The organism is Arthrobacter sp. TmtSoilC51 (assembly GCF_055388015.1).
This window is the reverse complement of record NZ_AP035877.1, coordinates 15,217-39,984: the sequence shown is the minus strand read 5'-3', so window position 1 is coordinate 39,984 and position 24,768 is coordinate 15,217. Positions and strand designations below refer to the sequence as shown.

Annotated in this window: 22 protein-coding genes and 1 tRNA gene; 13 read left to right on the top strand and 10 right to left on the bottom strand. The window is 62.9% G+C overall.

Annotated elements, in window-relative coordinates:
- Positions 1-73 precede the first annotated feature (73 nt).
- The 4 genes from ACZ5G6_RS00210 to ACZ5G6_RS00195 are packed head-to-tail and all read right to left on the bottom strand — an operon-like array spanning position 74 to position 5,672.
- Entirely contained in the window at positions 74-1,834 is a 1,761-nt protein-coding gene (locus tag ACZ5G6_RS00210; RefSeq protein ID WP_498688597.1) for an acetyl/propionyl/methylcrotonyl-CoA carboxylase subunit alpha, read from the bottom strand.
- A 7-nt stretch (positions 1,835-1,841) separates the two neighbouring features.
- Positions 1,842-3,512 (bottom strand): 5-oxoprolinase subunit B/C family protein, encoded by a 1,671-nt coding sequence (locus ACZ5G6_RS00205; protein WP_498692008.1) that lies wholly within the window; start codon positions 3,510-3,512, stop codon positions 1,842-1,844.
- Between the two features lie 18 nt (positions 3,513-3,530).
- Positions 3,531-4,865: an MFS transporter gene (locus ACZ5G6_RS00200; protein ID WP_223935220.1), complete on the bottom strand. Its 1,335-nt coding sequence runs from the start codon at positions 4,863-4,865 to the stop codon at positions 3,531-3,533.
- A 48-nt stretch (positions 4,866-4,913) separates the two neighbouring features.
- Positions 4,914-5,672: a LamB/YcsF family protein gene (locus ACZ5G6_RS00195; RefSeq protein WP_498688595.1), complete on the bottom strand. Its 759-nt coding sequence runs from the start codon at positions 5,670-5,672 to the stop codon at positions 4,914-4,916.
- 205 nt (positions 5,673-5,877) lie between these two features.
- On the opposite strand from ACZ5G6_RS00195, the gene ACZ5G6_RS00190 reads away from it, so the two are divergent.
- Positions 5,878-6,516, top strand: a complete 639-nt coding sequence (locus tag ACZ5G6_RS00190) for a GntR family transcriptional regulator (protein WP_223937681.1) — start codon at positions 5,878-5,880, stop codon at positions 6,514-6,516.
- 28 nt (positions 6,517-6,544) lie between these two features.
- Here ACZ5G6_RS00190 and ACZ5G6_RS00185 read toward each other — a convergent pair whose 3' ends face one another.
- Positions 6,545-7,270, bottom strand: a complete 726-nt coding sequence (locus tag ACZ5G6_RS00185; protein ID WP_498688594.1) for a LysR family transcriptional regulator substrate-binding protein — start codon at positions 7,268-7,270, stop codon at positions 6,545-6,547.
- Between the two features lie 33 nt (positions 7,271-7,303).
- On the opposite strand from ACZ5G6_RS00185, the gene ACZ5G6_RS00180 reads away from it, so the two are divergent.
- On the top strand, positions 7,304-7,753 hold the full coding sequence (locus tag ACZ5G6_RS00180) for a DUF5997 family protein (protein ID WP_223935217.1): 450 nt from the start codon (positions 7,304-7,306) through the stop codon (positions 7,751-7,753).
- Positions 7,754-7,805: 52 nt separating this feature from the next.
- Here ACZ5G6_RS00180 and ACZ5G6_RS00175 read toward each other — a convergent pair whose 3' ends face one another.
- Positions 7,806-8,186: a VOC family protein gene (locus tag ACZ5G6_RS00175; RefSeq protein ID WP_223935216.1), complete on the bottom strand. Its 381-nt coding sequence runs from the start codon at positions 8,184-8,186 to the stop codon at positions 7,806-7,808.
- Positions 8,187-8,265: 79 nt separating this feature from the next.
- Here ACZ5G6_RS00175 and ACZ5G6_RS00170 point away from each other — a divergent pair, with 79 nt between their 5' ends.
- Positions 8,266-8,829, top strand: a complete 564-nt coding sequence (locus ACZ5G6_RS00170) for a hypothetical protein (RefSeq protein ID WP_223935215.1) — start codon at positions 8,266-8,268, stop codon at positions 8,827-8,829.
- 84 nt (positions 8,830-8,913) lie between these two features.
- Here ACZ5G6_RS00170 and ACZ5G6_RS00165 read toward each other — a convergent pair whose 3' ends face one another.
- A complete protein-coding gene (locus tag ACZ5G6_RS00165; protein ID WP_498688586.1) occupies positions 8,914-10,290 on the bottom strand; it encodes a flavin monoamine oxidase family protein in 1,377 nt (458 codons plus the stop codon).
- A gap of 107 nt (positions 10,291-10,397) precedes the next feature.
- Between ACZ5G6_RS00165 and ACZ5G6_RS00160 the strand changes: the two genes are divergently transcribed.
- Positions 10,398-11,159 carry a TetR/AcrR family transcriptional regulator gene (locus ACZ5G6_RS00160; RefSeq protein WP_223935213.1) on the top strand — a complete coding sequence of 254 codons (762 nt, stop codon included), beginning with the start codon at positions 10,398-10,400 and terminating at the stop codon, positions 11,157-11,159.
- A 24-nt stretch (positions 11,160-11,183) separates the two neighbouring features.
- Here ACZ5G6_RS00160 and ACZ5G6_RS00155 read toward each other — a convergent pair whose 3' ends face one another.
- Positions 11,184-11,903 (bottom strand): hypothetical protein, encoded by a 720-nt coding sequence (locus ACZ5G6_RS00155; protein ID WP_498688583.1) that lies wholly within the window; start codon positions 11,901-11,903, stop codon positions 11,184-11,186.
- Positions 11,904-12,052: 149 nt separating this feature from the next.
- Between ACZ5G6_RS00155 and ACZ5G6_RS00150 the strand changes: the two genes are divergently transcribed.
- Both ACZ5G6_RS00150 and ACZ5G6_RS00145 read left to right on the top strand, forming a co-directional pair.
- Complete coding sequence (locus ACZ5G6_RS00150; RefSeq protein ID WP_498688581.1) at positions 12,053-13,180, top strand: L-talarate/galactarate dehydratase; 1,128 nt, start codon at positions 12,053-12,055, stop codon at positions 13,178-13,180.
- 10 nt (positions 13,181-13,190) lie between these two features.
- The gene (locus ACZ5G6_RS00145; RefSeq protein ID WP_498688579.1) at positions 13,191-13,889 is read left to right on the top strand and encodes a FadR/GntR family transcriptional regulator; all 699 of its coding nucleotides are present in this window, start codon (positions 13,191-13,193) and stop codon (positions 13,887-13,889) included.
- A 119-nt stretch (positions 13,890-14,008) separates the two neighbouring features.
- On the opposite strand, the gene ACZ5G6_RS00140 is transcribed toward ACZ5G6_RS00145, so the two are convergent.
- Positions 14,009-14,091: transfer RNA gene (locus tag ACZ5G6_RS00140), tRNA-Leu, on the bottom strand.
- A 386-nt stretch (positions 14,092-14,477) separates the two neighbouring features.
- Here ACZ5G6_RS00140 and ACZ5G6_RS00135 point away from each other — a divergent pair.
- The 7 genes from ACZ5G6_RS00135 to pknB are packed head-to-tail and all read left to right on the top strand — an operon-like array spanning position 14,478 to position 23,956.
- The gene (locus ACZ5G6_RS00135; protein ID WP_223935209.1) at positions 14,478-15,227 is read left to right on the top strand and encodes an FHA domain-containing protein; all 750 of its coding nucleotides are present in this window, start codon (positions 14,478-14,480) and stop codon (positions 15,225-15,227) included.
- Positions 15,228-15,232: 5 nt separating this feature from the next.
- On the top strand, positions 15,233-15,712 hold the full coding sequence (locus tag ACZ5G6_RS00130) for an FHA domain-containing protein FhaB/FipA (RefSeq protein WP_031216763.1): 480 nt from the start codon (positions 15,233-15,235) through the stop codon (positions 15,710-15,712).
- A gap of 3 nt (positions 15,713-15,715) precedes the next feature.
- Positions 15,716-17,320: a PP2C family protein-serine/threonine phosphatase gene (locus tag ACZ5G6_RS00125; protein WP_498688577.1), complete on the top strand. Its 1,605-nt coding sequence runs from the start codon at positions 15,716-15,718 to the stop codon at positions 17,318-17,320.
- Positions 17,317-18,747, top strand: coding sequence for an FtsW/RodA/SpoVE family cell cycle protein (locus ACZ5G6_RS00120; protein WP_498688575.1), 1,431 nt, complete (start codon positions 17,317-17,319; stop codon positions 18,745-18,747). Before ACZ5G6_RS00125 ends, ACZ5G6_RS00120 begins: the two co-directional genes overlap by 4 nt.
- Positions 18,744-20,201, top strand: a complete 1,458-nt coding sequence (locus ACZ5G6_RS00115; protein ID WP_223935206.1) for a penicillin-binding transpeptidase domain-containing protein — start codon at positions 18,744-18,746, stop codon at positions 20,199-20,201. The genes ACZ5G6_RS00120 and ACZ5G6_RS00115 overlap by 4 nt, the downstream gene beginning before the upstream one ends.
- Positions 20,198-22,039, top strand: a complete 1,842-nt coding sequence (locus ACZ5G6_RS00110) for a protein kinase domain-containing protein (protein WP_223935205.1) — start codon at positions 20,198-20,200, stop codon at positions 22,037-22,039. Before ACZ5G6_RS00115 ends, ACZ5G6_RS00110 begins: the two co-directional genes overlap by 4 nt.
- A gap of 9 nt (positions 22,040-22,048) precedes the next feature.
- Positions 22,049-23,956, top strand: a complete 1,908-nt coding sequence (gene pknB, locus ACZ5G6_RS00105; protein ID WP_498688572.1) for a Stk1 family PASTA domain-containing Ser/Thr kinase — start codon at positions 22,049-22,051, stop codon at positions 23,954-23,956.
- 28 nt (positions 23,957-23,984) lie between these two features.
- On the opposite strand, the gene ACZ5G6_RS00100 is transcribed toward pknB, so the two are convergent.
- Positions 23,985-24,626 carry an aminodeoxychorismate/anthranilate synthase component II gene (locus tag ACZ5G6_RS00100; protein WP_223935203.1) on the bottom strand — a complete coding sequence of 214 codons (642 nt, stop codon included), beginning with the start codon at positions 24,624-24,626 and terminating at the stop codon, positions 23,985-23,987.
- Positions 24,627-24,768: the final 142 nt, after the last annotated feature.

The window sequence follows — 24,768 nt, the reverse complement described above, 5'->3', positions numbered from 1 at the left end:
GGAATAGCGGGTTAGCGACCGCCCAGCCCACGCCCGGGACTTGCGCAGGACGGGATGAGTCAAACCAGCCGGTCTAATCGATGTGCGCCAGCACAGCGCCCGCCGTCACCACTCCACCGGCAGCCGACAGAACGGAGGAGAGTGTGCCCCCACGATGTGCGGTGACCTGGGTTTCCATCTTCATGGCTTCGAGGACCACCAACGGATCACCGGCAGACACCTCGGCTCCTGGTTCGACGAGCCACTTCACAACTGTTCCCGCCATGTTGGACACCAAGGCGCTCTCGGACACGGCAGCCTCACCGGCGTCTGAAGCCGGCAGTCCTGTCACGTCCGAAGCCGCGGGAAGACCCTGCCCGGACCGTGCCCAGCCGTCCAACAGGTCCGCCGGAAGTCCTACAGCAAGCCGCTTGCCGTCGACGTCCACAGTGATGGTGCGGCGCGTCCCGCTTGGGGCAACCACGTTGTACTCCGGATCAACCGGGATCTGATCCGCGAAGTCTGTCTCGATCCAACGCGTGTGGACGCGCAGCCCAGCCACGGAGGTGAAATCAGCGGACTCCACCACCGCGCGGTGGAACGGCAAAACGGTGGCCAGTCCAGTGATCTCCATTTCGGCCAGAGCACGCCGTGCGCGGCGCAGGGCTTGCTGCCGGTCGGCACCCGTGACAATCAATTTGGCCAGGAGCGAATCGAACTGTGGTGCTATGTACGAGCCCGGGCGCACGCCGGTGTCCAGGCGAATTCCGGGACCCGTGGGCGCTTGGAACGAAACTACGGTGCCGGGAGAAGGCAGGAAGCCGCGGCCAACGTCCTCGGCGTTGATGCGGAATTCAAAGGAATGCCCGCGCGGGGACGGGTCCTCGGTAATGCTCAAGGGCAAGCCGGCTGCGATACGGAACTGTTCCTGGACGAGGTCGATCCCGGCCGTTTCCTCGGTAATCGGGTGCTCCACCTGCAGGCGGGTGTTCACCTCCAGGAAGGCCACGGCGCCATCGGCCGAGACCAGGAATTCAACGGTTCCGGCACCGTAGTAGCCGGCCTCGCGGACGATTGCCTTGGCGGCATCGTAGATCTGCTGTTGCTGGGAGTCACTCAGGAAGGGCGCCGGAGCTTCCTCCACGAGCTTCTGGTGGCGGCGCTGGAGCGAGCAGTCGCGGGTTCCCACTACCACCACGTTGCCGTGGACGTCGGCGACCACCTGGGCCTCCACGTGCCGGGGCCGGTCAAGGTACTGCTCCACGAAGCACTCGCCGCGCCCGAAAGCCACCACGGCCTCGCGCACAGCGGAATCAAAAGCTTCCTCTACCTCGACGAGCTCGCGGACCACTTTGAGCCCGCGGCCACCCCCGCCAAAGGCAGCCTTGATGGCCACCGGGAGTCCGTGTTCCTCGGCAAAGGCACGGGCTTCAGCAGCAGTGGCAACTGGTCCATCACTTCCGGCCACAAGAGGGGCACCCGCACGGACAGCTATCTCGCGGGCCGTGATCTTGTTGCCCAACTGGCGGATCGACTCCGGCGAGGGACCGATCCACTCAAGTCCGGCGTCGAGCACTGCTTGCGCAAAGTCCGCGTTCTCGGAAAGGAAACCGTACCCGGGGTGGACGGCGTCAGCTCCCGACCGTTCGGCAACGGCGAGCAGTTTCCCAACGTTCAAGTACGTCTCAGCGGGGCTGTTTCCACCCAGGCTATAGGCTTCATCGGCGGCACCCACGTGCATTGCGTCGGCGTCGATGTCCGCGTAGACGGCCACGGACGAAATGCCGGCGTCATCGCAGGCACGGGCTACTCGGACAGCAATTTCTCCGCGGTTCGCAATCAGGACCTTGCGCATCAAATACTCACTTCTCTGGGGTCTTGGTGAAGTCGGGGGAATCGGGGACGAACCGGAACCGGATCCGTCCGCCAATAGGGACCTGCCCGGCGAGGTCAAGGTGTTCGTCGCGCACCACGCCGATCACGGGATATCCGCCGGTGATCGGGTGGTCGGCCAGGAACAGAACGGGGAGGCCGGCGGGCGGGATCTGGAGGGCTCCGGCCATGGTGCCCTCGCTGGGGAGCTCGCCCTCGCGGGCACGATTCAACGGGGTGCCATCCAGTCGCATGCCCACGCGGTTGGACTGCGGCGTGACAAGCCATTCCTGGCTTGTTAGCGACTCGATCGCGGACTGGTCGAACCAGTCTGCGCGCGGTCCTGGAACGACATCGAGCACAGTGACACCGGCACCCGGGAATTCCGGTTGCAGCTCCGGGCTTCCAACCGCCGTGGAGGCCGTGGCATCGCCCGCCGGGAGCTTCTGTCCAACCAGCAGTGGCGCAGGTCCGATCCCGGACATCGTATCGGCTGACCGGCTCCCCAGGACTTCCGGAACCGCTATGCCGCCGCGGATTGCGACGTAGTTCCGGAATCCGGACCCGGGCGGTCCCAGAGTGAGTACTTCGCCGTCGAGCAGGGCGAAAGGCGCGGCCATAGGGACGGTGCGTATTTCGCCTACCTGGGCGTCGGCGGCGGATTCCTCGGATTCAGCCCACGACGGCGGCTGGATAGTCAGCGTCGTCGGCGCACCGGTAACGGCAATCACCTGATCCCCGACAGCTTCCACGCTTAGCCCGCCGTTGACGGCCTCTATCGCGGCGGCCGATGAGCTGTTGCCGACGAGCCGGTTGGCACGGCGCAGCGACGCCCTGTCCAAGGCACCGGCAGCGGAGACCCCCAAGGCCCCGTAACCTCTGCGGCCAAGGTCCTCGATGAGGCTCTGCGCGCCGGGGTTGAGTACCCGCAGCCCGGAGTCCGTGTGGTGATCAGCCTCGGGTTCAGATTCGTGTTCCGCGCTGGCTGTGACAACTTCCCGAACAGCGCGGTACTGCACCCTGTCGCCGGGACGAACCAAGGCCGGTTGGGCCCGGTCCAGGTCCCACATCCGGGCTCCCGTTCGGCCAATTAGTTGCCAACCGCCCGGGGAACGCCGCGGATAGACCGCCGAGTACTGGCCGCCGAGGGCCACCGATCCAGCGGGAACTGCCGTGCGCGGTGAGGGGCGGCGGGGAACCGTGAGGGCATCGTTCTCGCCCACCATGTAGCCGAACCCGGGAGCGAAGCCTGCGAAAGCAACTGTCCAGATCTGCCCGGTGTGCGCGGCAACCACGCCCTCCACGCTCAGTCCGGTGAGTTCCGCGACGTCGGCGAGGTCGTCGCCGTCGTACACGGTATCGATGACCACCAGCCCGGAGTCAGTAACCTCGGGTTTGGTGAGCTCGAGTTCCAATAGCCGCGCGCCGATGGCGCGGGTTGCGGCCGCGGATTCGCCAACGACCATAACCGTTTCGGCCGCTGCCAGCACGTCAACCTGGCCAGGGAGCGGGGACTTGTAGAGCATGTCCTGCAGGGCAAGTACATCCTGCAACCCGTCCAGTTCGGCCAGGACGGCGCGGGTGCCAACGGGTCGCACGGAGCGGACCCTTTTCGCTGTACTCGTTTGCTTCGCGGTGGTCGTTTGCATCACGGTCTCCATCATCGGCTTCGCCGCCAATTAGGCGGGCGATTCCTGAAGCAGGCGAACGTCTTCTTCGGGCTTCGGATCCCGGCCCAGAAGCATGCCCACGATCGTGACGATGGCAGCCAGGAGGATGTATGCGGCGATCAAATACCAGCCGCCGGATGCCGCGCCGTAGAGAGCGGTGAAGATGATGGGCGCAATGGCCCCACCAATCACGCCAGCCAGGGTGTACGCCAGCGAGCTGCCGGCATAGCGGAGGCGGGCTGGGAACTGCTCAGTAATGAACGCTGCCTGCGGGCCGTACATGAAGGCGTGGAGGGCCAAGCCAATGACGGTACCGATGGTCAGCATGGCCACGGACTTGCCCTGGATCATGAGGAAGAAGACCGGGATGTAGGCAGCTGTTGCTGCAGCGGCAATGCCGTAGACGAGGCGGCGGTTGAACCGGTCCGTCAAGGCGCCTGCCAGCGGGATCAGGAAGAGCTGGAACGCGGAGCCGATGAGGATGGCGGCAAGGACATTGCCGGTGGTCATGCCCAGTTGCTTGGTGGCATACACAGCGACGAACACGGTGAACAACGCGTAGAGGATGTCAGGGCAAACGCGGGAGAGCGCCGCGGAGACCAAGGCCTTGGGCTGGGTGGTGAAAACTTCCTTGATCGGCGCCTTCGGACGCTCGCCATGGGCCTGGATTGCCTTGAAGACAGGGGTTTCTTCGAGCTTGAGGCGGATGATCAGGCCAAAGACCACCAGAAGTGCTGAGGCGAGGAAGGCGACGCGCCAGCCCCAGGAGAGGAAGGCTTCATTGCTCAGCGAAGCAGCAAGTATGGCGAGGACGCCATTGGCCATCAGGTTGCCTGCAGGCGGGCCGATCTGGGCAGCGGAGGACCAGAAGCCACGCTTGTTGGGGTCGCCGAATTCGCTGGACAGCAGAACCGCTCCGCCCCATTCGCCGCCGACGCCGATGCCCTGGGCGAGGCGAAGAAGCACCAGGATAGTGGGTGCCGCCACGCCAATCACCGAGTAATCGGGCAGTGCGCCGATGAGTACGGTCGCAACGCCGATGAGCACCAGGGTGAACACCAGGACGTACTTGCGGCCAATCTTGTCGCCCAAGCGGCCAAAGATGACGCCACCGATCGGACGGGCCAGGTAGCCCACCGCAAAAGCGGAGAAGGAGAGCAGCAGTGCGACGAACTCATCATTGCCCGGGAAAAAGATCTTGGGGAAGACAAGTGCTGAAGCCACTGAGTAAATGGCGAAGTCATAGTACTCAAGCGATGTGCCTGTGAGGCTGGCTATGTAAGCCTTGAGGGCGCCGGCTGGTGGCTTCCTTGTCACGGCTTTGGCTGCGTTGGTGCTGGTCATGGTTTCCTCCGGGGGATGAGGGTTTTGTAGCGCGGGGCCCGGGATGGGCTAAACGAACGAGCCGATGCTTACGCCGGCGTCGCCGAGTGCGGACTTCACAGCGGTAGCCATTGCGACGGCTCCCGGTGAGTCACCATGCACGCAGATGCTCTCTGCGCGGATCTTCAGGATGGAACCATCGATCGTCCTGACGGACTGATCGGTGGCCATCCGCAAAACGTGCTCCGCTACTTCAGCGGGGTCATGCAGGATCGCGCCTGGCTGTGAGCGCGAGACGAGGGTTCCGTCCGGGTTGTAGGCGCGGTCCGCGAACGCTTCAGAAACGCCACGGAGGCCGGCTTCCTCAGCGAGACGCAGGACTTCGGAACCTGGAAGGCCGAGGATCGGAAGGTTGGGGTCAACCGATTTCACGGCGTCGACGACGGCTTTTGCCTGCGCCGTATGCTTGACGATCGCGTTGTACAGGCCACCGTGGGGCTTGACGTACTGGACGGTTGCGCCGGCTGTTGCGGCCAACGCCTGCAGGGCGCCGATCTGGTACACGACGTCGTCGGCCAGTTCCACGGGATCGATGTCCAGGAAACGGCGGCCGAAACCCGCCAGATCGCGGTAGCCAACGTGGGCGCCAACCACGACGCCGGCCTCAGCCGCCTTCTTGCAGGTGCTGCGAATAACGCTGGGGTCGCCAGCGTGGAATCCGCACGCAACGTTGGCACTGGAAACAGACTCAAACATGGCGGCATCGTCGCCGAGCGTCCAACGTCCGAAGGACTCTCCAACGTCGCTGTTCAGGTCGATGATTGCCATGGTGTGATTCCTGCCTCGTGATGTGCGTTACATCAAGAATGCACCAAAGTGTTGAATTGTTCAACAATCCAGCGATCCTAATTTTCGGCAATCGTGTAAATTTTGAGTCATGGCCAGTGCAGATCAGGGATTTCGCGAATCGCGCGGTGCTTCCGCTGCCTCTGTCGCAACCGGCAACGCGGGCATCAGCGGCGCCCGGGCCCGTATGCGCATAGCCGTCCCGTCCGTTGCCGAGCGGGTGGCTGATGAACTGCGCTATCAACTTGCCGAAGGCATGCTGCTGCCCGGCACCAAATTGACTGAAGCCGCAATCGCGGAGGACCTCGGCGTATCCCGGAACACTGTGCGCGAAGCCTTCGCCGAGCTGGCCAGCGAGCGTCTGCTGGTGCGTCAACCGAACCGGGGCGTTTACGTGGCCACGCTGGAAGCCGGCGACATCCACGATGTCTACACCGTGCGCAGGGCGATCGAGGTCAGCTCCATCCGGGCCGGAGGCTCCCCGGAGCGCATCGCCGCGGTGAGGGCCGCGGTCGAAGAAGGCAAACGCGCTGCAGCGGCAGACGATAACGAAGGCCTCGGCAGCGCCAACCAGCACTTCCACGGCGCGATCGTTGGCCTGGCCGAGAGCGGGCGGCTCAACACGATCATGGCCCAGGTTCTCGCCGAGATGCGGCTGTACTTCCACAAGGCCACGGTCAATGCGAACTTCTACAGCGACTGGCTCAAGGAAAACGAGCAGATTTGCTCAGCTCTGGAATCAGGCGATCTCGACCGCGCCGGGGACCTTCTACTCGCCTACCTCAACCGTTCGGAGCAGCAACAGAAGGCAGTTCACGGCGAATAGCCGTAGATTCCCGGCGTGGGCAGGAGCCTTAGCGCTTGCCCTTCTTGCGCGAACCCTTGCCGCGGCCCTTGTCCGGGTTCGGGGCATAGCGTTGCGCCACCGCGGGCTTTTTGGCGCCGCCCCCACGACGATCCGGCTTGGGCGCCTTCTTCGGCTTCTCCTGCTGGGCCGACGGCTGACGGGAACTCTGCGCGGTCCGGCCACGCACAATCCCAATGAACTCCTCGATCACCGGGCTATCCGTTCCGGCAAGCCAAGCGAGGCCAATCTGCGTCCCAGGAGCGCCAGTCAGAAGCCGCATCACAGTCTGCTTGTTGTTAAAGTGCCGGGCGACGGACATAGGCAGGATAGCCAATCCGGCTCCGGATGCCACCACCTGGAGGGCCATGGACGGCCCGCCCATTTCCTCCACATCCAGGAAGTTTTCCTCGGACAGGTCCTCCAGCGCGACTTCTTCAAACACGGAGATCTCGTGCCCCTTGGGCGCCACCACCACCGGCTGCTCTTCATAGAGAGGAATGACATTCAGGCCTTCGCGGTCCACCGGCAACCGCACAAAGCTGAGGTCAGCGGAACCGTCACGCAGCACCGAAAGTTGCGCACCGTCGTCGGACATGAACGCGTGCAACGGAACGTCCGGCATCCGCTCTTCCCAGCGCCGGATCCATTTCCCAGGCGTCACACCCGCAACATAAGCGAAGCGAAGCTCGGTGGGGGGCTCGGTTAATTGGGCGGATTCTTCAGGTGCTGGCACACACTCACAGTACCGGCCAGATACCCTTGAAGCATGACGTCCTCCAACTCCCAGTCCATGAAGCCGGCAACCGTAGCCAAGAAACTCGGCATCTACCTGCCCGCGACACCCCAGGAGTTCCAGGATTCGTCCATCTCCCGCGAAGAATTCGCCGAACTCCAAGCCAACCCGCCGGAGTGGCTCGCTGAACTCCGCCGCAACGGTCCGCACCCGCGCCCGGTTGTGGCACAGAAGCTGAACGTCTCTATTAGCGGCCTCGCCCGCGGTGGCGTGGAAGAAGCACTCACGACGGCGGAAATCACCGAGCTGCTGCAGGCTCCGCCGCAGTGGCTGGTTGTGGAGCGCGCCACCCATGCTGCGGTCCGCGCTGAGGCCCAGCGCGTCAAGGATGAAGCCGCGAAGAAGGCGGCCACGAAGGAAGCCAAGGACAACGCGGCCGCCAAACGCGATGCCCCGAAGACGTCGAAGCGGGATCACGCATAGCTTTTGAGTTGGCTGTGGCCGGGACCCGTTGGTCCCGGCCACAGCTGTTTAACTAGTCCTGATGGAGCTGGACGAAGTTCCCGCAGCCGTCGTCGAAGACTGCGCTGATGCCGGAGAAATCCTCAGCAGGTTCGCCCTGGAACGTCACGCCGGCAGCCATCAGGCGCTCATATTCAGCCTGGACGTCAGCCACGCCAAAGGTGATCGCGGCGAGCCCGGCCTCGTGCAGGGCGTTCATGTAGTTGGCACCTATTGGGTTGTCACTGGGTTCCAGCAGGAGTCCCACGGAGCTGTTGTCTGCGCCAGGGTCCTTGATGATGAAGAGGTTGTACTCCGGCATGGCCATCAGGGTCTCGAAGCCGAGCGTCTCCGTATAGAAAGCATGGGCTGTAGCGGGGTCCTTGACGTGGATGCTGCACATTTTCAGTCTCATGGTGCCTAGGCTACGCCCGGGGACGGACACAGGCGCATACTGAAATCACAGCAGCGCGTACTCGCTTGGAGGTGGTCCAATGCCCGCCATGATGCTCCTGTGGGGCGTAGCCTTGGTGCTCGCAACAGCGGCAACCACGTTCGTTCTCCACAGAAAACTCACGCATGGGCGCGGCCCGGAACCGGACACGATCTTCTGGGATCTCTTCGCGGGCCTGGTGGTGATTCTTCCCGCCATCCTGGTTCCCGCAGTGGAATGGGCGCCAGCCGGACTCATCATGGTCTTCGTTGCGGTGGCCACCGCAGCGGGAACATTGGCCTCCAGCCGCCGGGTGGAACGGATCCACGCAGCCGAGCCCCGGCGTCGTCCTGGCTTTGCGGAAGCAGCGGCCCGCCACGCGAGCATTCTCCAGCAGTGGCGGCGCTACGAACTCGATCCTGGGCAAGCAATAGACTTCCCGGCAATGACGGACGTAAGAGCGGCCGAGACAGCGGCACTTGCCCGTGCCATGCGCGAGGCCGAGCGCTGCAGGGTGACGCCCGGGACTGACTACCGGGCCGCCGTCGAGCGTCTTGCCCAGGCACTGATCGAAGCGGAACGTGCGGCAGGCGTACCGCCAGCCGGACTATCCACGCCGAGGTGACAAACACCAATTCCCGTGCGGGAACGTGGGTGTTTAGTGCCACCTCGGCGCGTGTCCTAGGCGGAGGGCCAAATCCGCCGTGTCCTAGCCGACCGGCAGTGCGCTCAACTTGTTGGCCTCGACGATCCGGGCAGCGGTCGCCTGGCCCATCCGGACTGCGCCGTCAACGTGCTGGTAGCCCTCGGCGGCGAGGTCGGACGAGGACCAGTAGATCGGTCCCACGTTCGTGTGCTGGTCCTTGCCGTAGCGGTGGAGTCCGCCGAGGTCGTAGCTGGAAGCGTACGCTCCGCGGGTCCATTCCTCCGAGCCCCAGTCGGATTCGTAGTAGACCTCGGGCGTGAGGGCCTTGTCGCCCAGGAATCCGGCGATCGATTCCAGGATGGCCTTCTTGCGGTCTTCGGCGCTGAGCTCGAACACGGCGTCGGCCTTTTCGTCGGACACGAAGCCCACCAGCGTGCCGCGGGAGTCGCCGTGGTTGGTGTTGTCGTAGACCTCCTGGACCAGGGCGCCGGCGCTGAATCCCGTGCCGGAGAGGCCGTCTTGGCGCCAGAACGGCGTGCTGTAAACGGCGTGGACCTTGATGACAAGGCCCAGCGACTGGTGCTGGTGCATCTGGTGCTGGCGGCGCGGCAGCGGCGGGTTGAAGGAAACGCGTGAGTACAGGTTTGGTGGCACCGCCATGATCACATACCGTGCGTTCACCGTGGCCTGCTCCGATTCAACCGTCACGCGGTCGACGTCCCAGTTGATGGTGCGAACCGGGCTGTTAAGTACGACGTCGGAACCCAGCTCGGCTGCCTGCAGCAGCGAAACCTGCTGCATACCACCAATAACGCGCTTGTCGAGGATGAAGTCTTCGTCCGTCAGGTGTGTAAAGGAGCCTGCGGAAGCGGCCATGAGGACGGCCTGCAGCGCCGAGAAGGCGTGTGCGGGCTTTGTCAGCATGCCGCCGGCGATGAAGAGCCCGATGTTATTGCAGGCTTCCTCGTCATTCGAATTCTGGCGGAGCCAGTGGTGGAAGGAGATGGTGTCCAGCTCGCGCGCCTTGGGGTGGGCCCAGGGCTCGGTGGGGCCGATCTCCGCCGCGAGGCCGTCCAGGATGGCCACCAACTTGTCCATCTCGGCCTTGGTTGTTTCGTTCACAGGGAAGGTATCACCAGTGTACTGGACGCGCTTGCCGTCGGCGCCGATGTAGACGGACTCCCCGTCGCGGTAGCGAGGGTACATTTTCAGTCCGAGCTCGTCCAGCAGATCCATGAGGGCTGTCTGGTCCGGGGATACCCACTGGCCGCCGATCTCCAGCATGGCGCCGTTGATGGTGTCGGTCCAGGTGCGGCCGCCCACGCGGTCGCGTGCTTCAAGCACTGCGACGCTGAGTCCGGCCTTCTTTAATTCGCGTGCCGCCGTCAACCCTGACGGTCCGGCACCGACGATCACAACGTCGCGATCAAGATTTTGCATGATGTCCTCTCCGTGGCCGTCCGTGGTGGCTGACCAATAAATGAATGGCATTCATTTATATTTGATAATAGCCGCCAAGTCCGCGAGTGGGAAGACCCGATGGAATAATGCTGGAGATACAGGCAGCAGAAAGGCTTCCGATGCCCGCACCCACACCCGCTCCAGAACCCGAGCCGGGCGCTGCCCCAGCTTCTGCCAGTAAGGCACGGCGGCGCGCCGGACGGCCCATGGCGCGAATCCTGGACCAGAACGGCATCACGACGGCAGCCCTGGAGTTGATCAGCAGCAAGGGTTACGACGGACTCACCATGGCAGCCCTGGCACGCTCGCTGGGCGTGGCGCCATCCGCCCTCTACAACCACGTAGCCTCCAAGGACGACGTGCTGTTGCTGGTGGAGGACCACCTGGCCGCCATGGTTGATGTGTCCGCCTTTGGGGTGGAGCCGTGGGATGTTGCCGTACGCCGCTGGGCGTGGTCCTACCGGGACGTGTTCTCGGAGCATACGCCGCTGATCCCCGTCATTGCCGTGCTCCCGGTGGCGAACGCCCCGAAGACCCTGGCGATGTACGAGGCCGTGACCGCCGGATTCCGCGACGCCGGGTTCCCGGAAGAGAAGATCATTTCGGCAATTGTTGCCTTGGAGGCCTTCGTGTTCGGGGCCGCGTACGACGTCACCGCGCCCGAAGACATTTTCGACGCCGGCTCGCTTGCCGACCAGGTGCCCAACTTCACCGCAGCCGTGGACAGGCTCGCCTTGGAGCGGCACCCACGGCCCACCGACGTTGCTTTTAGCTTGGGGCTTGAGGCCCTGATCACCGGGTTCGGGGCGCTGCGAGGAGCCCCTACCGATAGCTCAGGCGACCAATAGCGCAAATGGGGACACGTCCAGGATTCAGCGTTCCAAAGGGTTCACACGGATGCTGATGACCGATGGTTCCACGGCATCGTAGGCAATGTCGTAGGTGACCGCCAACCCGGTAGACGTGCCTGGACCCAGCCTGTAGTTCAGCAATTCGGCTGGGCTACGGGTCTTGTTGACGTTCTGGAGCCAATATTCGGCATCATCGGCGTCGAGACCATAGCGGGAAACGGCGTCACGAACGTCCTTTTCCAGATCCTCCCAGTTATCCAAGCGGTGGTAGAAGGCAACCTCCTTGAAATCAGGACGGGTGGAATCCGTTGCGAACCTCAGGGTGTCGGAGCTTCCAGACACCGTTCCCCGCGGACCGGCGATGCTGATCTGGATCTGGCGCCCCTCCTCAGCAAAGATCAGGGGGCCTTTGGCAGCGTCCGCAGGTAGGCCAACGGCCTCCTTGTCGAGTTTCCCCGTAGTCATGTCCAGCTTCGCGGATCCCTGGGACTTGATGCGTTCGGCCCCGCTGGCCGTCAAGGTATCGAAGCCACCGCCAGCTGGCGTAGACGATCCATGGGGGTCGGAAGCAATCCCTGAACAGCCGATTAAGACGAGCGACAAGGCTATGGCGCCCAGGGCCTTCACCATGCTTTTCCGGGCCCTTCCCAAAACGGCTGCCTTGCCCGCGGCCTTCCTGCCCCGGGTGCCGATGTGATCGATGGCCACCTTTGTCCTAACGGCTGTTTCTTGTACTTGCATCACAGGGAGTCTACGAGCACAGAGGCGGATCGCGCCCAACGCTCCCCGTTCCCCGGTGAGTCCGGAGTCGTCGAAAATTACTTGTAGTACAAGTTAATAACTTGTAGCCTAAGTGTCAGGCAAGGATGCCTCGCCCCTTTAGGAGAACCATGAGCCTTGTAGATCTCATTCGCCACATCAAACTGTCAACGGCCCGTTTGCCCCTCACCGTGCCAATAAGCGACGCCAAGGTCTTTACCGGCCGCCAGAAGCCGATGACCGAAGTAGTGTTCCTCTTCGCCGAGATCACCACGGAGCAGGGCCATAGCGGCATTGGGTTCAGCTACTCAAAACGCGCCGGCGGTCCTGCCCAGTACGCCCACGCGAAGGAAGTTGCCGAGGGCATCATTGGTGAGGACCCCAACGACATCGGCAGGATCTACACCAAGCTCCTCTGGGCCGGAGCCTCAGTGGGCCGCTCAGGTGTAGCAACCCAGGCCCTGGCTGCCATCGACATCGCGCTTTACGATCTCAAAGCCAAGCGCGCCGGGCTCCCCCTGGCCAAACTGCTGGGCTCCTATCGCGACTCCGTCCAGACCTACAACACCTCCGGCGGCTTCCTTAACGCCACACTGGACGAGGTCAAGGCACGCGCAACGCAGTCCATAGAGGAAGGCATCGGCGGCATCAAGATCAAGGTTGGACTGCCGGATTCCAAGGAAGACCTCCGCCGCGTGGCAGGCATCCGCGAGCACATCGGCTGGGATGTACCCCTCATGGTGGACGCCAACCAGCAGTGGGATCGCGCGACTGCCCTGCGCATGGGCCGCCAGCTCGAGGAATTCAACCTCATCTGGATCGAAGAGCCGCTGGATGCCTACGATTTTGAAGGCCACGCGCACCTTGCCCACGTTTTGGACACGCCCATCGCCACTGGCGAAATGCTGGCCTCAGTCGCGGAACACAAGGGCCTCATCAACGCCAACAGTTGTGACATCATCCAGCCCGACGCCCCTCGCGTCGGCGGCATCACCCAGTTCCTGCGCCTCGCTGCGCTTGCGGATGAGCGCGGCCTTGGCCTGGCTCCACACTTTGCCATGGAGATCCACCTGCACTTGGCCGCTGCCTATCCGCGGGAACCCTGGGTGGAGCACTTCGACTGGCTGGATCCCCTCTTCGAGGAACGCCTGGAGACCAAGAATGGCCGCATGATCGTCCCGGACCGCCCCGGACTGGGCGTTACGCTCAGCGGGCAGGCCCGCGCCTGGACCACCGAAACGGTGGAATTCGGCGCGTAATCTTGAACCCATGACCCGAAACCTGACCGCGGATCTCGCCGCCGACCTTCGCAACCGCATCGTCGACGGCGCCATCCAGCCAGGTGAGAAGCTCCCGAGCGAAAACACCCTCATCAACGAGTACGGGGTGAGCCGGACAGTGGTCCGCTCCGCCCTGACCCGTTTGCAGGCAGAGGGCCTTGTTGAAACCGAACGTGGGCGGGGCAGCTTCGCGCTGACCCCGCCAGCGGACGGCCCTACCCAGGCCCCCGGGACGCGTCCCGTCTCCAGCATGGAAGACCGGTTGCAGATGCTCGACTTCCGGATCGGCGTCGAGACCGAAGCAGCAGCGTTGGCGGCCCTGAACCACACGGGGCACCAATTGAAGGCAGTGCATGGTGCGCTGGAGCAATTCACTGCGAGTTCCGGCCACCCGGCCCACTCCATGAAGGCTGACTTCGAATTCCACCGGGCCGTTGCTGCAGCCTCAGGTAATCCCTTTTATACGGACTGCATCACCGCCCTGGGTCAAACAATGATCACCATGCCACGCACGCGCCTCCTGGGCGGTGAAGAGCAGGACTCCCGCGAACGGTTCGAACAAGTGGTCCACGAGCACTCTTCTATATACGCAGCCATCGCCGACGGGGACCCAGCCGCTGCCGCGGCAGCGATGCGCCTTCACCTGAGCAATTCACGACGCCGGTTCAGGGGTTCCGCACGCAGCTGACGGGGCAAGCCGGAAGTCACCATCACCGGACAAATCCAACCGTCCACGGGACAAGTCCAAGGGTCCACAGGACAAAGCAAAAGAGCCCCGATCCTAAGACCGGGGCTCTTTTAATTGCGTGCGCGAGGGGGGATTTGAACCCCCACACCCTTTCGGATACTGGCACCTGAAGCCAGCGCGTCTGCCGTTCCGCCACTCGCGCGCAACTTCTTTTTCAGGACGTTCCACCGGTCTCCCAGCTTCGTTTCCTTCAAAAGCAGCGAGATCAAGCATAACGGACATTCCAGACAAAACACCAATCGAGTCCCCGCCTTGCTGGGAACAACGCTGTCGTGAGGTCCAAAGCCGCACAACTTCTGCCTAACGGCACGGAAATTTCACACCCTCGCTCCCCCGTCAGGCCGGGCCGGACGCGAACTTTTCCGAGTTGTGAGGCGTTGTGGATTAAGGCCATTCCCAGACACTCCCAGTAGTATCGGGAAGTGGAAGGGCCGTTCGGCGCTCACTTTGCTGTGTGCGTGGACGGGTCGAAGCACCGAGTATTGAACCAGGCACAGTGGGTGCCGCGGCGAGGAAAGGAGAAGAGCCATGGGTTTGCTGGACAAAGTCGAGCGCGGCATTGAAAAGGCTGTCCGCAACGTCTTCTCCACGGGGTCGCGGGCGCGTGTTGAGCCGGTGGAAATCGCGAGCAAGCTACGGCGCGAGCTGGACAATAAGTCCATCACCATCGCAGCCGGGCGCACTCTCGCCCCCAATGTGTTCGACGTCCTCCTCAGCGACGAAGATTTCGGACGCGCCCAGGAGTGGGGAACTCCGCTGGCCGAAGAACTGTGCGATGTCGTCATCCAGCACGTTCGCAGCCAGGGCTACACGCTCCAAGGTCCTGTCCGGATTTCGTTCCGTCGAAACGAAGAGGAACGCGCCGGGCACTTCGAAATAACTTCGCGGACCGAGAAATCCTCGGACGATGCCGCTCCGGCTCCGCAGGCCCCACGCCCGAATGTTCCAGCTGCACCCGCCCGGCAGCCCACCCGACTCCAGCCCGTCCTGGACATTGGCGGCCAGCGGTATTCCCTCAATGCCCAGTCAGTCGTCCTGGGACGCTCTTCGGAAGCAGACATCCTCGTGGATGACACCGGAGTTTCCAGGAAGCACCTTGAGGTCCGCACCCAGAACGGCACTACGTGGGCCGTTGACCTTGGTTCCACCAATGGCAGCTACGTCAACGGCCACAAGGTGGATGGCAGCGTGGAACTCACCGACGGCTCCACCATCACGATGGGACGTACCAAGATTATTTTCCGCCTCCTCCCCCAGACCACGGGTGGCCACGCGTGAACGACATCAGCGAACTGACCATCACGGCACTTCGCTTCGGTTTCCTGCTGCTGCTGTGGGTGTTGATCTTCAGCATCGTGTCCACCATGCGACGCGACTTCCAGATCGGCCGTAAGGCAGTAACCGGAGCCCCCACGGCACGCGAGGTCCGCAAGCACCCCGAATTGGCTGCGTCCCCGCCGCCTGCCATCCAGCATGCGCGCAACCTTGTTGTCACTGAAGGCCCGCTCAAGGGCACCACTGTTCCCCTGGCGGCCAGCCCCATCCTGTTGGGTCGCGCGCAGGAAGCCACGCTGGTCCTGGAAGACGATTACGCATCCGGCCGGCATGCACGCTTGTTCCCACAGGGCAGCCGCTGGTTCATTGAGGACCTCGGGTCCACCAACGGCACCTACCTGGCCGACCAACAGCTCACCCGTGCCTTGCCGGTGGAGCTTGGCGTTCCGGTGAGAATCGGCAAGACGGTTATTGAATTGAGGCCGTAGTCCATGGCTTCTCCCGAGACCCCCGAAGGCAAGGAAAGGCCTGCGGAGCGCCCGTTGATCATGCGCTACGCCGCGCGCTCCGACGTCGGACGGATCCGCTCCAAGAATGACGACTCCGCTTATGTGGGCCGTCATCTTGCGGTCGTGGCCGACGGCATGGGTGGACACGCCGGCGGCGACGTCGCCTCCGCCTCCACGGTGCTGGACATGATCCACCTTGATCATGACGACTACCCGGACGGCGCGGACACGATCCTCGCCGATGAGATCCAGACCGCCAATTCGCTACTGTCGGAGTTGGTGCACCAAAATCCCAAACTCTCCGGCATGGGCACCACCGTCACGGCCCTGCTCCTTGAGGACCGTAAACTGCATTTCGCCCACATCGGCGATTCCCGGGCCTACCGCCTGCGGAACAAGAAGTTCGAGCAAGTCAGCATCGACCACACGTTCGTTCAGCGCCTCATTGATGAAGGCCGCCTCAGGCCCGAGGAAGCCGAAACACATCCGCACAAGAACGTCCTGATGCGCGTCCTGGGCGACGTCGACGCCAGCCCGGAGCTGGACTTGGACGCCCTCGACGTCGAGCCGGGCGAGCGTTGGTTGCTCTGCTCAGATGGCCTCAACTACGTGGCAGGCCACGTAGTTGAGCGGGTGGTCCGGGAAACCAAGGACCTTCGGGAATGCGCGGAAATCCTCGTGAACCTCACGCTGGAAGCCGGCGCCCCGGACAACGTCACCGTGGTCGTGTTGGAGATTGTTGAGGAGACCGACGACGACGTCAACACGGCCGCCGTCGACGTCGTTCCTCCGGCGGCGCTGGCCGCTCTGGACGAGCCGGAATCTCCTGCTGCCGCTAAACCGACGGAAGGTCCCACCTCCACAGTCGAGCCCACCTCGGAGAAAGCGGAGCCTGCGGACGAATCCGGAACGTCCAACGAGCCACCTGCCATCACTGACCCCCACCTAGGTGAACACCTTTCCGCTGAGGTACTCCGCGAAGAGTTGGCCAGCCGTCCCCATGAGCTGGTGGGCGCTGCGGCCACAGCAGCCGAGACCGGATCAATCCCAACCGTGGCGGGCCGCACTGTTGCACGACGCGCCGCCACTGTTTTGACCCACAAAGCCGAACAGGACCGCCTGGAAGTCGAAGAACCGGCAAGACGCCGCATCCGCTGGCTCATGCCCGCTGTCGCAGCTGTTGTTGTGCTCGGCGTCGTTGTTGGCCTCTGGCTTGGCTACGCTTGGACCCAGACCCGCTATTACGTGGGCGAGTACGATTCCCGCGTGGCGATCTTCAATGGCATTTCACAGCGCCTCGGACCTATCCAGCTGTCGCGGCTGGAGGCTGTCACTGACCTCCGTGTTGAGTCTCTCCCCGAGTACGGCCAACAGAGTGTTCGCCAGACCGTTCCGGCCGGAGACCTTAGCGACGCCCAGCGCATTGTCGAGAACCTGAAGAACTACGGCAGTACGTCGGGATCCTGCCCGAGCACCACTGCTTCTCCCACTCCTACAACCACCACGAGTGTTCCCATTCCAAGTACCGCAGCCGTTGCCAGCCCCACGCCTTCGCCCGTTCCGACTCCCTGTGGGGCGGCCAAATGATCCAGACTGAAACTGCACCCAAGGCGCGCCGGAACGTTGAACTGGCGCTGATCGTGCTTGCGCTTGCCGTTGGTATCGGCGCCAGTGCATTGGTGAGCATCAATTCCCAAAGTGGGCTGGACAGCGACTTCTGGTTCCAGTCGAGCCTGCTCGCCGTCGCCGCCCTTGCGTTCCACGTCGTCCTGAGGCTTCGGGCTAAGTATGCCGATCCGGTAATACTTCCCATCGTCGTGGCGCTGAATGGACTCGGCCTTGCTTTGATCCACCGCATGGACGGGCCCGGGGACGATACCGGAAACAACCAACTCCGTTGGACGCTTATTGCCATGGCAGTGTCCATCGCCGTGATCTGGTTCCTCAAGGACCACCGAATCTTGCGCCGGTTTACCTACATTTCCCTCGCGGCCAGTGCTTTCCTGCTGATCCTCCCGCTGGTTCCAGGTATCTCTGCCGGCGAAGTACTGGGTGCGAGCGTTTGGATCCGGATCGGCCCGATGACGTTCCAGCCCGGTGAAATCGCCAAGATCACGCTGGCCATATTCTTCGCCGGGTATCTTTCCTCCAACCGGGACCTGATCCTCCTGGCCGGCCGGAAGATCGGCCCCATGCAGTTCCCGCGCTTCAAGGACCTAGGTCCGATGATCACAGCCTGGTTGGTGAGCATTGGCGTCCTCGTATTCCAGCGCGACCTCGGATCATCGGTGCTTTTCTTCGGCCTGTTCATTGTGATGATCTACGTCGCCACAAGCCGTATCTCGTGGGTGGTGATCGGCCTTGCCCTGATCCTTGGCGGTGGCTTCATAGCTTCGAAGATCTTCTCGCACGTGGCCTTCAGGATCGACAGCTGGATCAACGCTTTTACCCCTGAGGTCTTTGGCAGGTCACCCGGTGGCAGTGGCCAGATCGTGCAGGGCTTGTTCGGCATGGCTGATGGCGGCTTGGTGGGCACGGGCCTTGGCCAAGGCAGGCCGGATCTGGTTCCCTTCGCCAACAGCGACATGATCGTGGCACTCATCGGCGAAGAACTCGGCCTCATTGGCCTGTTCGCCGTCGTGATGCTCTACCTGCTGCTTTTCACGCGCGGTTTCCGTGCAGCGCTGGGCACCCGCGATGCGTTCGGCAAACTGCTGGCGTGCGGACTCTCCTTCGCGATCGCGCTCCAATGCTTTGTGGTCATCGGCGGCGTCACCCGGCTTATCCCGCTGACTGGCCTCACCACGCCATTCCTCGCCGCTGGTGGTTCCTCGCTCCTGGCCAACTGGATCATCGTCGGCCTCCTGCTCATGATCTCCAACACGGCCCGCGGGCCTGTAGATACCACTCCGATGGTCAATAAACCCCCTGCAAGCAGTACCAACCCGGCCGCACGCAAGCCGGCCGCTGTACCCACACCGGGCGCACCCACGGAGGCGGTGAAGCACCCATGAACCAGGCCATTAGAAGTTCCTGGATGGCTGCCGTCGCCATGTTCGCGTTGATCTTCGGCGCCATTAGTTACGTCCAGGTCATTGGCGCTGACGATCTTAACGCCAATCCTTGGAACCAGCGGGCCATCCTGGCCTCGTTCTGCAACGACCGCGGGGCAATCATCGTCGGCGGCAAGCCAATTGCCGAATCTGTCGCGGGAAACGAGTCCTGCGCGTTCCAACGCAAGTACACTCAGCCGGAACTTTATGCCGGCATCACCGGGTACTTCTCCCGGGGCTTTGGTTCCACGGGGTTGGAACAGTCCCTCAGTGACCAGTTGGCTGGCAATTCCGACCAGCTCTTCCTGGACCGTGTCAGCCAAATGTTCCTGGGCAATGAGCCCAAGGGCGCCTCGGTGGAACTGACGTTGGATCCCGCCATCCAGAAACTTGCCTATGATCTCATCCCGGAAGGTCAGCGTGGATCGATCGTAGTGACCAACCCGAAAACCGGCGCCATCCTGGCCATGGTTTCCAAGCCGTCCTACGATCCCAACCTGATCGCTACTCATGACAGGGCCGCCGCCGCGGCGAACTACGCACAGCTGAACCAGATTCCTGGCATCAACTTGAATCAGAACGTCAGCGGACCAACGGGGAACTTATTGTCGCCCGGCTCCGTGTTCAAGCTCGTCGATACTGCGGCCGCCTTGAATTCCGGCAAATACAACAAGGACAGTGAACTGCCGAACCCCAGCAGCCTGCCCTTGCCGGGCTCAAGTGCGAGCCTGCCTAACTACGCTGGCGGTAACTGCAACGTCCGTGAAACGGCCACTTTCTCCTTCGCACTGGAGCAGTCCTGCAACACTCCCTTCGCGAGCATCGCGCTGGACCTCGGCCAGGACGCCATCCGGGCGCAGGCAGAGAAATTCGGCTTCGGCGACACCTTCGGTGACCAGCTCAAGCTCCAGCAGGCCGTCAGTGTCTTCCCCCATGACTTGGACCAGGCACAGCTTGCCCAGTCGTCAGTGGGTCAGCGCGACGTCAAGGCAACTCCGTTGCAGATCAACCTGATGACGGCGGCGATCGCCAACGGCGGTGTGCAGATGAAGCCCAACCTGATTAAGACAGTTCGTGCTCCCGACCTCCGGGTGATCAGCGAGTTCAAGCCCGAGGCCCTCCGTACGAGCACCACCCAACCCATCGCAAACCAGATCACCCAATGGATGAGCAGCGCAGTCTCCAACGGCATCGCCAGCGGCGCTGCCGTCCCGGGAGTCCAGGTGGCCGGCAAGACCGGTACAGCCGAACTCGGTGATTCAGGTTTGAACAACTCTTGGTTCACCGGGTTTGCCCCGGCGAACGATCCGCAAGTGGCCGTCACCATCGTCATGGAAGGTGTGGATGTGCTCACAGGCGCCAAGCTAACCAGTCCGAACGCAAAGAAGATTTTTGAGGCGGTGTTGAATAAGTGAGACCTACTTCGGGAATCACACTCGGCGGCAGGTTCCAGCTGACCAGTCGCATTGCGATTGGCGGCATGGGCGAGGTCTGGAAGGCCAAGGACCAGATCCTGGGAAGGATCGTTGCCATCAAGGTGCTCAAGGAGGAATACACCGGAGACCCCGGTTTCCTCCAGCGTTTCCGCGCCGAAGCCCGCCACACGGCACTCCTTAACCACGTGGGCATTGCCAACGTCTTCGACTACGGCGAAGAAGCCGGCTCTGCGTACCTGGTCATGGAACTCGTACCGGGCCATCCGTTGAGCGGCATCCTTGAGCGCGAGCAGGTCCTGTCTCCTGACATGACCCTTTCGATCATGGCCCAGACGGCCCGGGCACTGGCAGTGGCTCACGCACAGGGATTGGTCCACCGCGACATCAAGCCGGGTAACCTCCTCATCACGCCGGACAACCGGGTCAAGGTCACCGACTTCGGTATCGCCCGCCTTGCCGACCAGGTGCCGCTGACCCAAACCGGGCAGGTCATGGGGACCGCCCAGTACCTTGCCCCGGAGCAGGCAACAGGACAGACAGCCACTGGCTCGTCCGACATCTACTCGCTGGGCGTCATTGGTTACGAATGCCTCACCGGCCACCGTCCGTTCTCCGGTGAGTCGCAGATCGCTATTGCCCTTGCACAGGTCAATGATGCTCCGCCGCCGCTTCCGGAGACGCTGCCCACTCCGGTACGGGCCCTCCTGATGTCCATGCTCGCCAAGGACCCCAAGAACCGTCCGGCGAACGCCATCAAGCTGGCTGAGGCCGCTGAGGCTATCCGCAACGGCGACATCACCACCGCACATGCCGCTGTACCGGGAATGCTCCTCTTCGAAGCCTCCACTGGACCCATCACGGCACCGGTCAATACCGCCACGGCTCCCACCGGCGTCGTTACGTCACCGTTTGGCAAGGAGCACTCGACGACGTCGACTTCCGCACTCCCGGTGCTCGGCGCCGCTGCCGCTGTTGGAGGCGCTGCCGGGGCTGCTGTTGGAGCTTCCTCGGACAACCCCCTGTCGCGCGCGAATGCGCTTGAGGCAGAGCGGCAGCTGAATGACGAAGAAGAAGTTATCTACAGCGATGACGATAATTACGACGACGTCGAGCCTGAGCGAAAGAAGCGCAGCCCCTGGACGTGGCCGCTCGTTGCCCTGATCCTGTTGGTGCTGTTCGCACTGGTTGGTTTCCTGATTTCTCAGTCGGGATTCTTCTCCCCGAATCCGGGTCCGAGCGAGTCCACATCCGCAAGCGCAAGCCGGAGCTCCAGTCCAACGTCGCAATCGGCCAGCCCAACGCAGACGTCCCAGTCACCATCCCCAACGCCGACGCAGTCCACTCCCCAGAAGATCAACCTGATTCCTGAGGAGTACCTTGGACAGCCGTTTGAGACCGTCCGCAGCCAGCTCGTTGGATTGGGCCTGCAAGTAAACGGGCAGGAAGTATTCAACACTGCCGCGGTAGGCACAGTAACGGACCTTAACCCCACCGGTCCTGTTGATCCTGGGGAAGTTATCACCGTCCAGTACTCCAAGGGTCCAGAAATGGTGTCGGTGCCCAGCATCGGTGTCGGCCTCAGCGAGGAGGAGGTCCGTGGATTGATCGAAGCAGCGAACCTTCGGTGGGTCCCGGGTGATCCTGTCAACGGTGCCGTCGGCCAGAAACCGGGCACCTTCGTACGGTCCGAGCCTGCTCCTGGAACAAAGGTTGCTGCTGGTTCGGTAGTCACGTACCACCTGTCCAAATCGGTTGTACCGAGCAATCCGACGTCCCCGAGTGCCAGCCCCAGCGGCTCCGGCAGCCCCAGCAACTAAGTAGCCGCCATGTCTACGCCACGGCCCGGTCCAGCGCACCGAGAGGAGAGCACACCTCTCTCTTCGCAGCGCCTCCTCAATGGTCGCTACGAACTCGGTGACCTGATCGGCCGTGGTGGCATGGCGGACGTGTACCGCGGGACAGATACCCTGCTGGGACGCACCATCGCAGTCAAAGTCCTGCGTGCTGACCTGGCCCGCGATCCCCAGTTCCAGGCCCGTTTCAAACGCGAAGCCCAGGCAGTCGCGGCACTGAACCACCCTTCCATCGTGGCCATCTTCGACACAGGTGAGTACTCTGTCCCGGGCGGGCCGGGTGAGGACGTGCGCGTGCCATACATCGTGATGGAATTCGTCGCCGGACGGACCTTGCGGGACATGATCAAAGCCCACGAACTCAGTGTTGAAGACTCCATCGGATATACGCTTGGCGTCCTCGCTGCACTGGAGTACAGCCATCGGGCAGGCATTGTGCACCGTGATATCAAGCCGGCCAACGTCATGGTCTGTGCGGATACCGGAGACGTCAAGGTCATGGACTTTGGCATCGCACGGGCTATGGCTGACTCTGCCGCCACCATGACGCAGACGCAGGCTGTGGTGGGAACGGCCCAATATCTTTCCCCGGAGCAAGCGCGGGGCGAGACCGTTGACGCGCGCAGCGATCTTTATTCTGCTGGCTGCCTTCTCTATGAACTGCTGACCAGCCGGCCGCCATTCGTGGGCGACAGCCCCGTTTCGGTGGCCTACCAACACGTACGGGAGACTCCGGACCTTCCCAGTGTCCATAACCCCGACGTCTCCGAGGCTTTGGATTCCGTTCTTGCCAAGGCCCTCCAGAAGAACCGGACAGACCGGTTCCAGGACGCTGCCGCCTTCCGCCGCGCCCTCAGGGCTGCGAGCAACGGCATCCCTGTTCCCGCGCTTTCCGCCAGCGAGGCACCCACTGAACCGAACGACCTCATTTCATCGGAAGACCCCGATACGCAGCTGTTGAGCACCACGGCCATTGGGTACCTGGATGTAGAGCACTACACAGACGCCAGCGAGGATCCCATCGAGGAACCGCTGGACCAAGCGCTTCCATTGGACCTCCCACCCGAACGTGAGCGGACCGCACACCAGAAGTCCCGCCGTCGTATGTGGGCCGCGACGCTGGCGATCTTCACCATCCTGGTTCTGGCAGGCGCCGGGTTCTGGATCTACAGCCTGGTCAACGCCCCCGCCGCGGTACCGGCCAAGGTGGCGGTTCCCTCGGTGTCCAACATGTCGGAGTCCCAAGCACTCCAAGAGCTCTACTCCGCCAAGCTGGTGCCCAAAACCGCACGGGTGGCAAGCGACACGGTGGCCAAGGACATGGCGATTGGCACGGCACCAACTGCGGGCTCCATGCTGGAACAAAACGCTGAGGTCATCCTCAACATCTCCAGCGGTCCCAGCTCGGTTACCATCCCTGCGGACATTGTGGGCCGCACCGAGCCCGATGCCCGGGACGTCCTCCGGCGTCTGGGAATCACAGGCAACATCTCCAGCGTCAGGACGCATAGCCCCACGGTTCCCACCGGACTCGTCATCACCACGGGCCCGGCCCCGGGGGCGCCCATAGCAGCAGGTTCCAACGTCGAGCTGCAGGTCTCCTCAGGCAAAGTGCTGATGCCCCAACTGATCGGTCTCGCCCAGTCGGAAGCCGAAGCGCTGCTCAAGGAAAACGGCCTGGCCATGACAGTGGTGGAGCAGGAAAACTCCCAGGTGACGCCCGGCAAGGTCACGGCGCAGAGCGAAACCTTCAATACCGAGGTGGATCAGGGAAAGACAGTCACGGTAACGGTAGCCAAAGCCCCGGCCCCCGTGCCGACTCCCACAGCCACGTCAACAGGCACCCCCACCCCCAAGCCGACAGACACCAAGAAGGGCTGAGGGGCGCGTCCGGCTCAGCAGCCGCACGTCAGTGCTGGATCAGAGGGCTCAGCTTCGAAGCACGTTCAGCGGCACCGGTCATGCCGAGCGACTCCAACCAGTTGCCCAGCATCTGGTAGCCGCCCTCAGTCAGGACCGATTCCGGATGGAACTGCACACCGCAGAGGGGAGCCGTCTTGTGCTGCAGGCCCATAACTACACCGTTGGTGGTCTCGGCGGTGATCTCCAGAACATCGGGGATCGAGTCGCGAACCGCAGCAAGTGAGTGGTAGCGCGTTGCCGTAACGGGCGACGGAAGCCCGGCAAAGACGCTCTTGCCCTCGTGCTGCACGGGCGAGGTTTTGCCGTGCATGAGCTCAGGAGCATGGGTGACCACGCCACCATAAGCTTCGGCAAGCGCCTGGTGGCCGAGGCAAACTCCGAACATGGGCTTGGCGGCCTCACCGCACCACTTGATGAGCTCGATGCAGACGCCGGCCTCCGCCGGCGTACCTGGACCTGGTGAGATAAGGACTCCGTCGCGGGCCGCGGCAAGCTCTTTGGCTTCCGCGAGTGTCACGTCATCATTTCGGACCACTGTTGTCTCGGCGCCAAGTTCCTGCAGGTAGCCCACCAGGGTGTAGACGAAGCTGTCGTAATTGTCCACGACGAGGATTTTTGTTGAGCTCATGGCTGCTGCACTAACCAATCGTTGAGTCGGTCAAAGAAGTGAATTGGGAGAACCACGGGAAGAGGAACTCCACCATCAGGACGAGGGCTACGGCCACAAGCGCCACCGATGTCAGTATCCGCAGCCACAAAGGTCCGGGCAA

Excerpts from the sequence above, each read along its gene's own strand:
- ACZ5G6_RS00210 (WP_498688597.1), bottom strand. The coding sequence starts at position 1,834 with ATGCGCAAGGTCCTGATTGCGAACCGCGGAGAAATTGCTGTCCGAGTA.
- ACZ5G6_RS00205 (WP_498692008.1), bottom strand. The coding sequence starts at position 3,512 with ATGGAGACCGTGATGCAAACGACCACCGCGAAGCAAACGAGTACAGCG.
- ACZ5G6_RS00200 (WP_223935220.1), bottom strand. The coding sequence starts at position 4,865 with ATGACCAGCACCAACGCAGCCAAAGCCGTGACAAGGAAGCCACCAGCC.
- ACZ5G6_RS00195 (WP_498688595.1), bottom strand. The coding sequence starts at position 5,672 with ATGGCAATCATCGACCTGAACAGCGACGTTGGAGAGTCCTTCGGACGT.
- ACZ5G6_RS00190 (WP_223937681.1), top strand. The coding sequence starts at position 5,878 with ATGCGCATAGCCGTCCCGTCCGTTGCCGAGCGGGTGGCTGATGAACTG.
- ACZ5G6_RS00180 (WP_223935217.1), top strand. The coding sequence starts at position 7,304 with ATGACGTCCTCCAACTCCCAGTCCATGAAGCCGGCAACCGTAGCCAAG.
- ACZ5G6_RS00175 (WP_223935216.1), bottom strand. The coding sequence starts at position 8,186 with ATGAGACTGAAAATGTGCAGCATCCACGTCAAGGACCCCGCTACAGCC.
- ACZ5G6_RS00170 (WP_223935215.1), top strand. The coding sequence starts at position 8,266 with ATGCCCGCCATGATGCTCCTGTGGGGCGTAGCCTTGGTGCTCGCAACA.
- ACZ5G6_RS00165 (WP_498688586.1), bottom strand. The coding sequence starts at position 10,290 with ATGCAAAATCTTGATCGCGACGTTGTGATCGTCGGTGCCGGACCGTCA.
- ACZ5G6_RS00160 (WP_223935213.1), top strand. The coding sequence starts at position 10,398 with ATGCTGGAGATACAGGCAGCAGAAAGGCTTCCGATGCCCGCACCCACA.
- ACZ5G6_RS00155 (WP_498688583.1), bottom strand. The coding sequence starts at position 11,903 with ATGCAAGTACAAGAAACAGCCGTTAGGACAAAGGTGGCCATCGATCAC.
- ACZ5G6_RS00150 (WP_498688581.1), top strand. The coding sequence starts at position 12,053 with ATGAGCCTTGTAGATCTCATTCGCCACATCAAACTGTCAACGGCCCGT.
- ACZ5G6_RS00145 (WP_498688579.1), top strand. The coding sequence starts at position 13,191 with ATGACCCGAAACCTGACCGCGGATCTCGCCGCCGACCTTCGCAACCGC.
- ACZ5G6_RS00135 (WP_223935209.1), top strand. The coding sequence starts at position 14,478 with ATGGGTTTGCTGGACAAAGTCGAGCGCGGCATTGAAAAGGCTGTCCGC.
- ACZ5G6_RS00125 (WP_498688577.1), top strand. The coding sequence starts at position 15,716 with ATGGCTTCTCCCGAGACCCCCGAAGGCAAGGAAAGGCCTGCGGAGCGC.
- ACZ5G6_RS00120 (WP_498688575.1), top strand. The coding sequence starts at position 17,317 with ATGATCCAGACTGAAACTGCACCCAAGGCGCGCCGGAACGTTGAACTG.
- ACZ5G6_RS00115 (WP_223935206.1), top strand. The coding sequence starts at position 18,744 with ATGAACCAGGCCATTAGAAGTTCCTGGATGGCTGCCGTCGCCATGTTC.
- pknB (WP_498688572.1), top strand. The coding sequence starts at position 22,049 with ATGTCTACGCCACGGCCCGGTCCAGCGCACCGAGAGGAGAGCACACCT.
- ACZ5G6_RS00100 (WP_223935203.1), bottom strand. The coding sequence starts at position 24,626 with ATGAGCTCAACAAAAATCCTCGTCGTGGACAATTACGACAGCTTCGTC.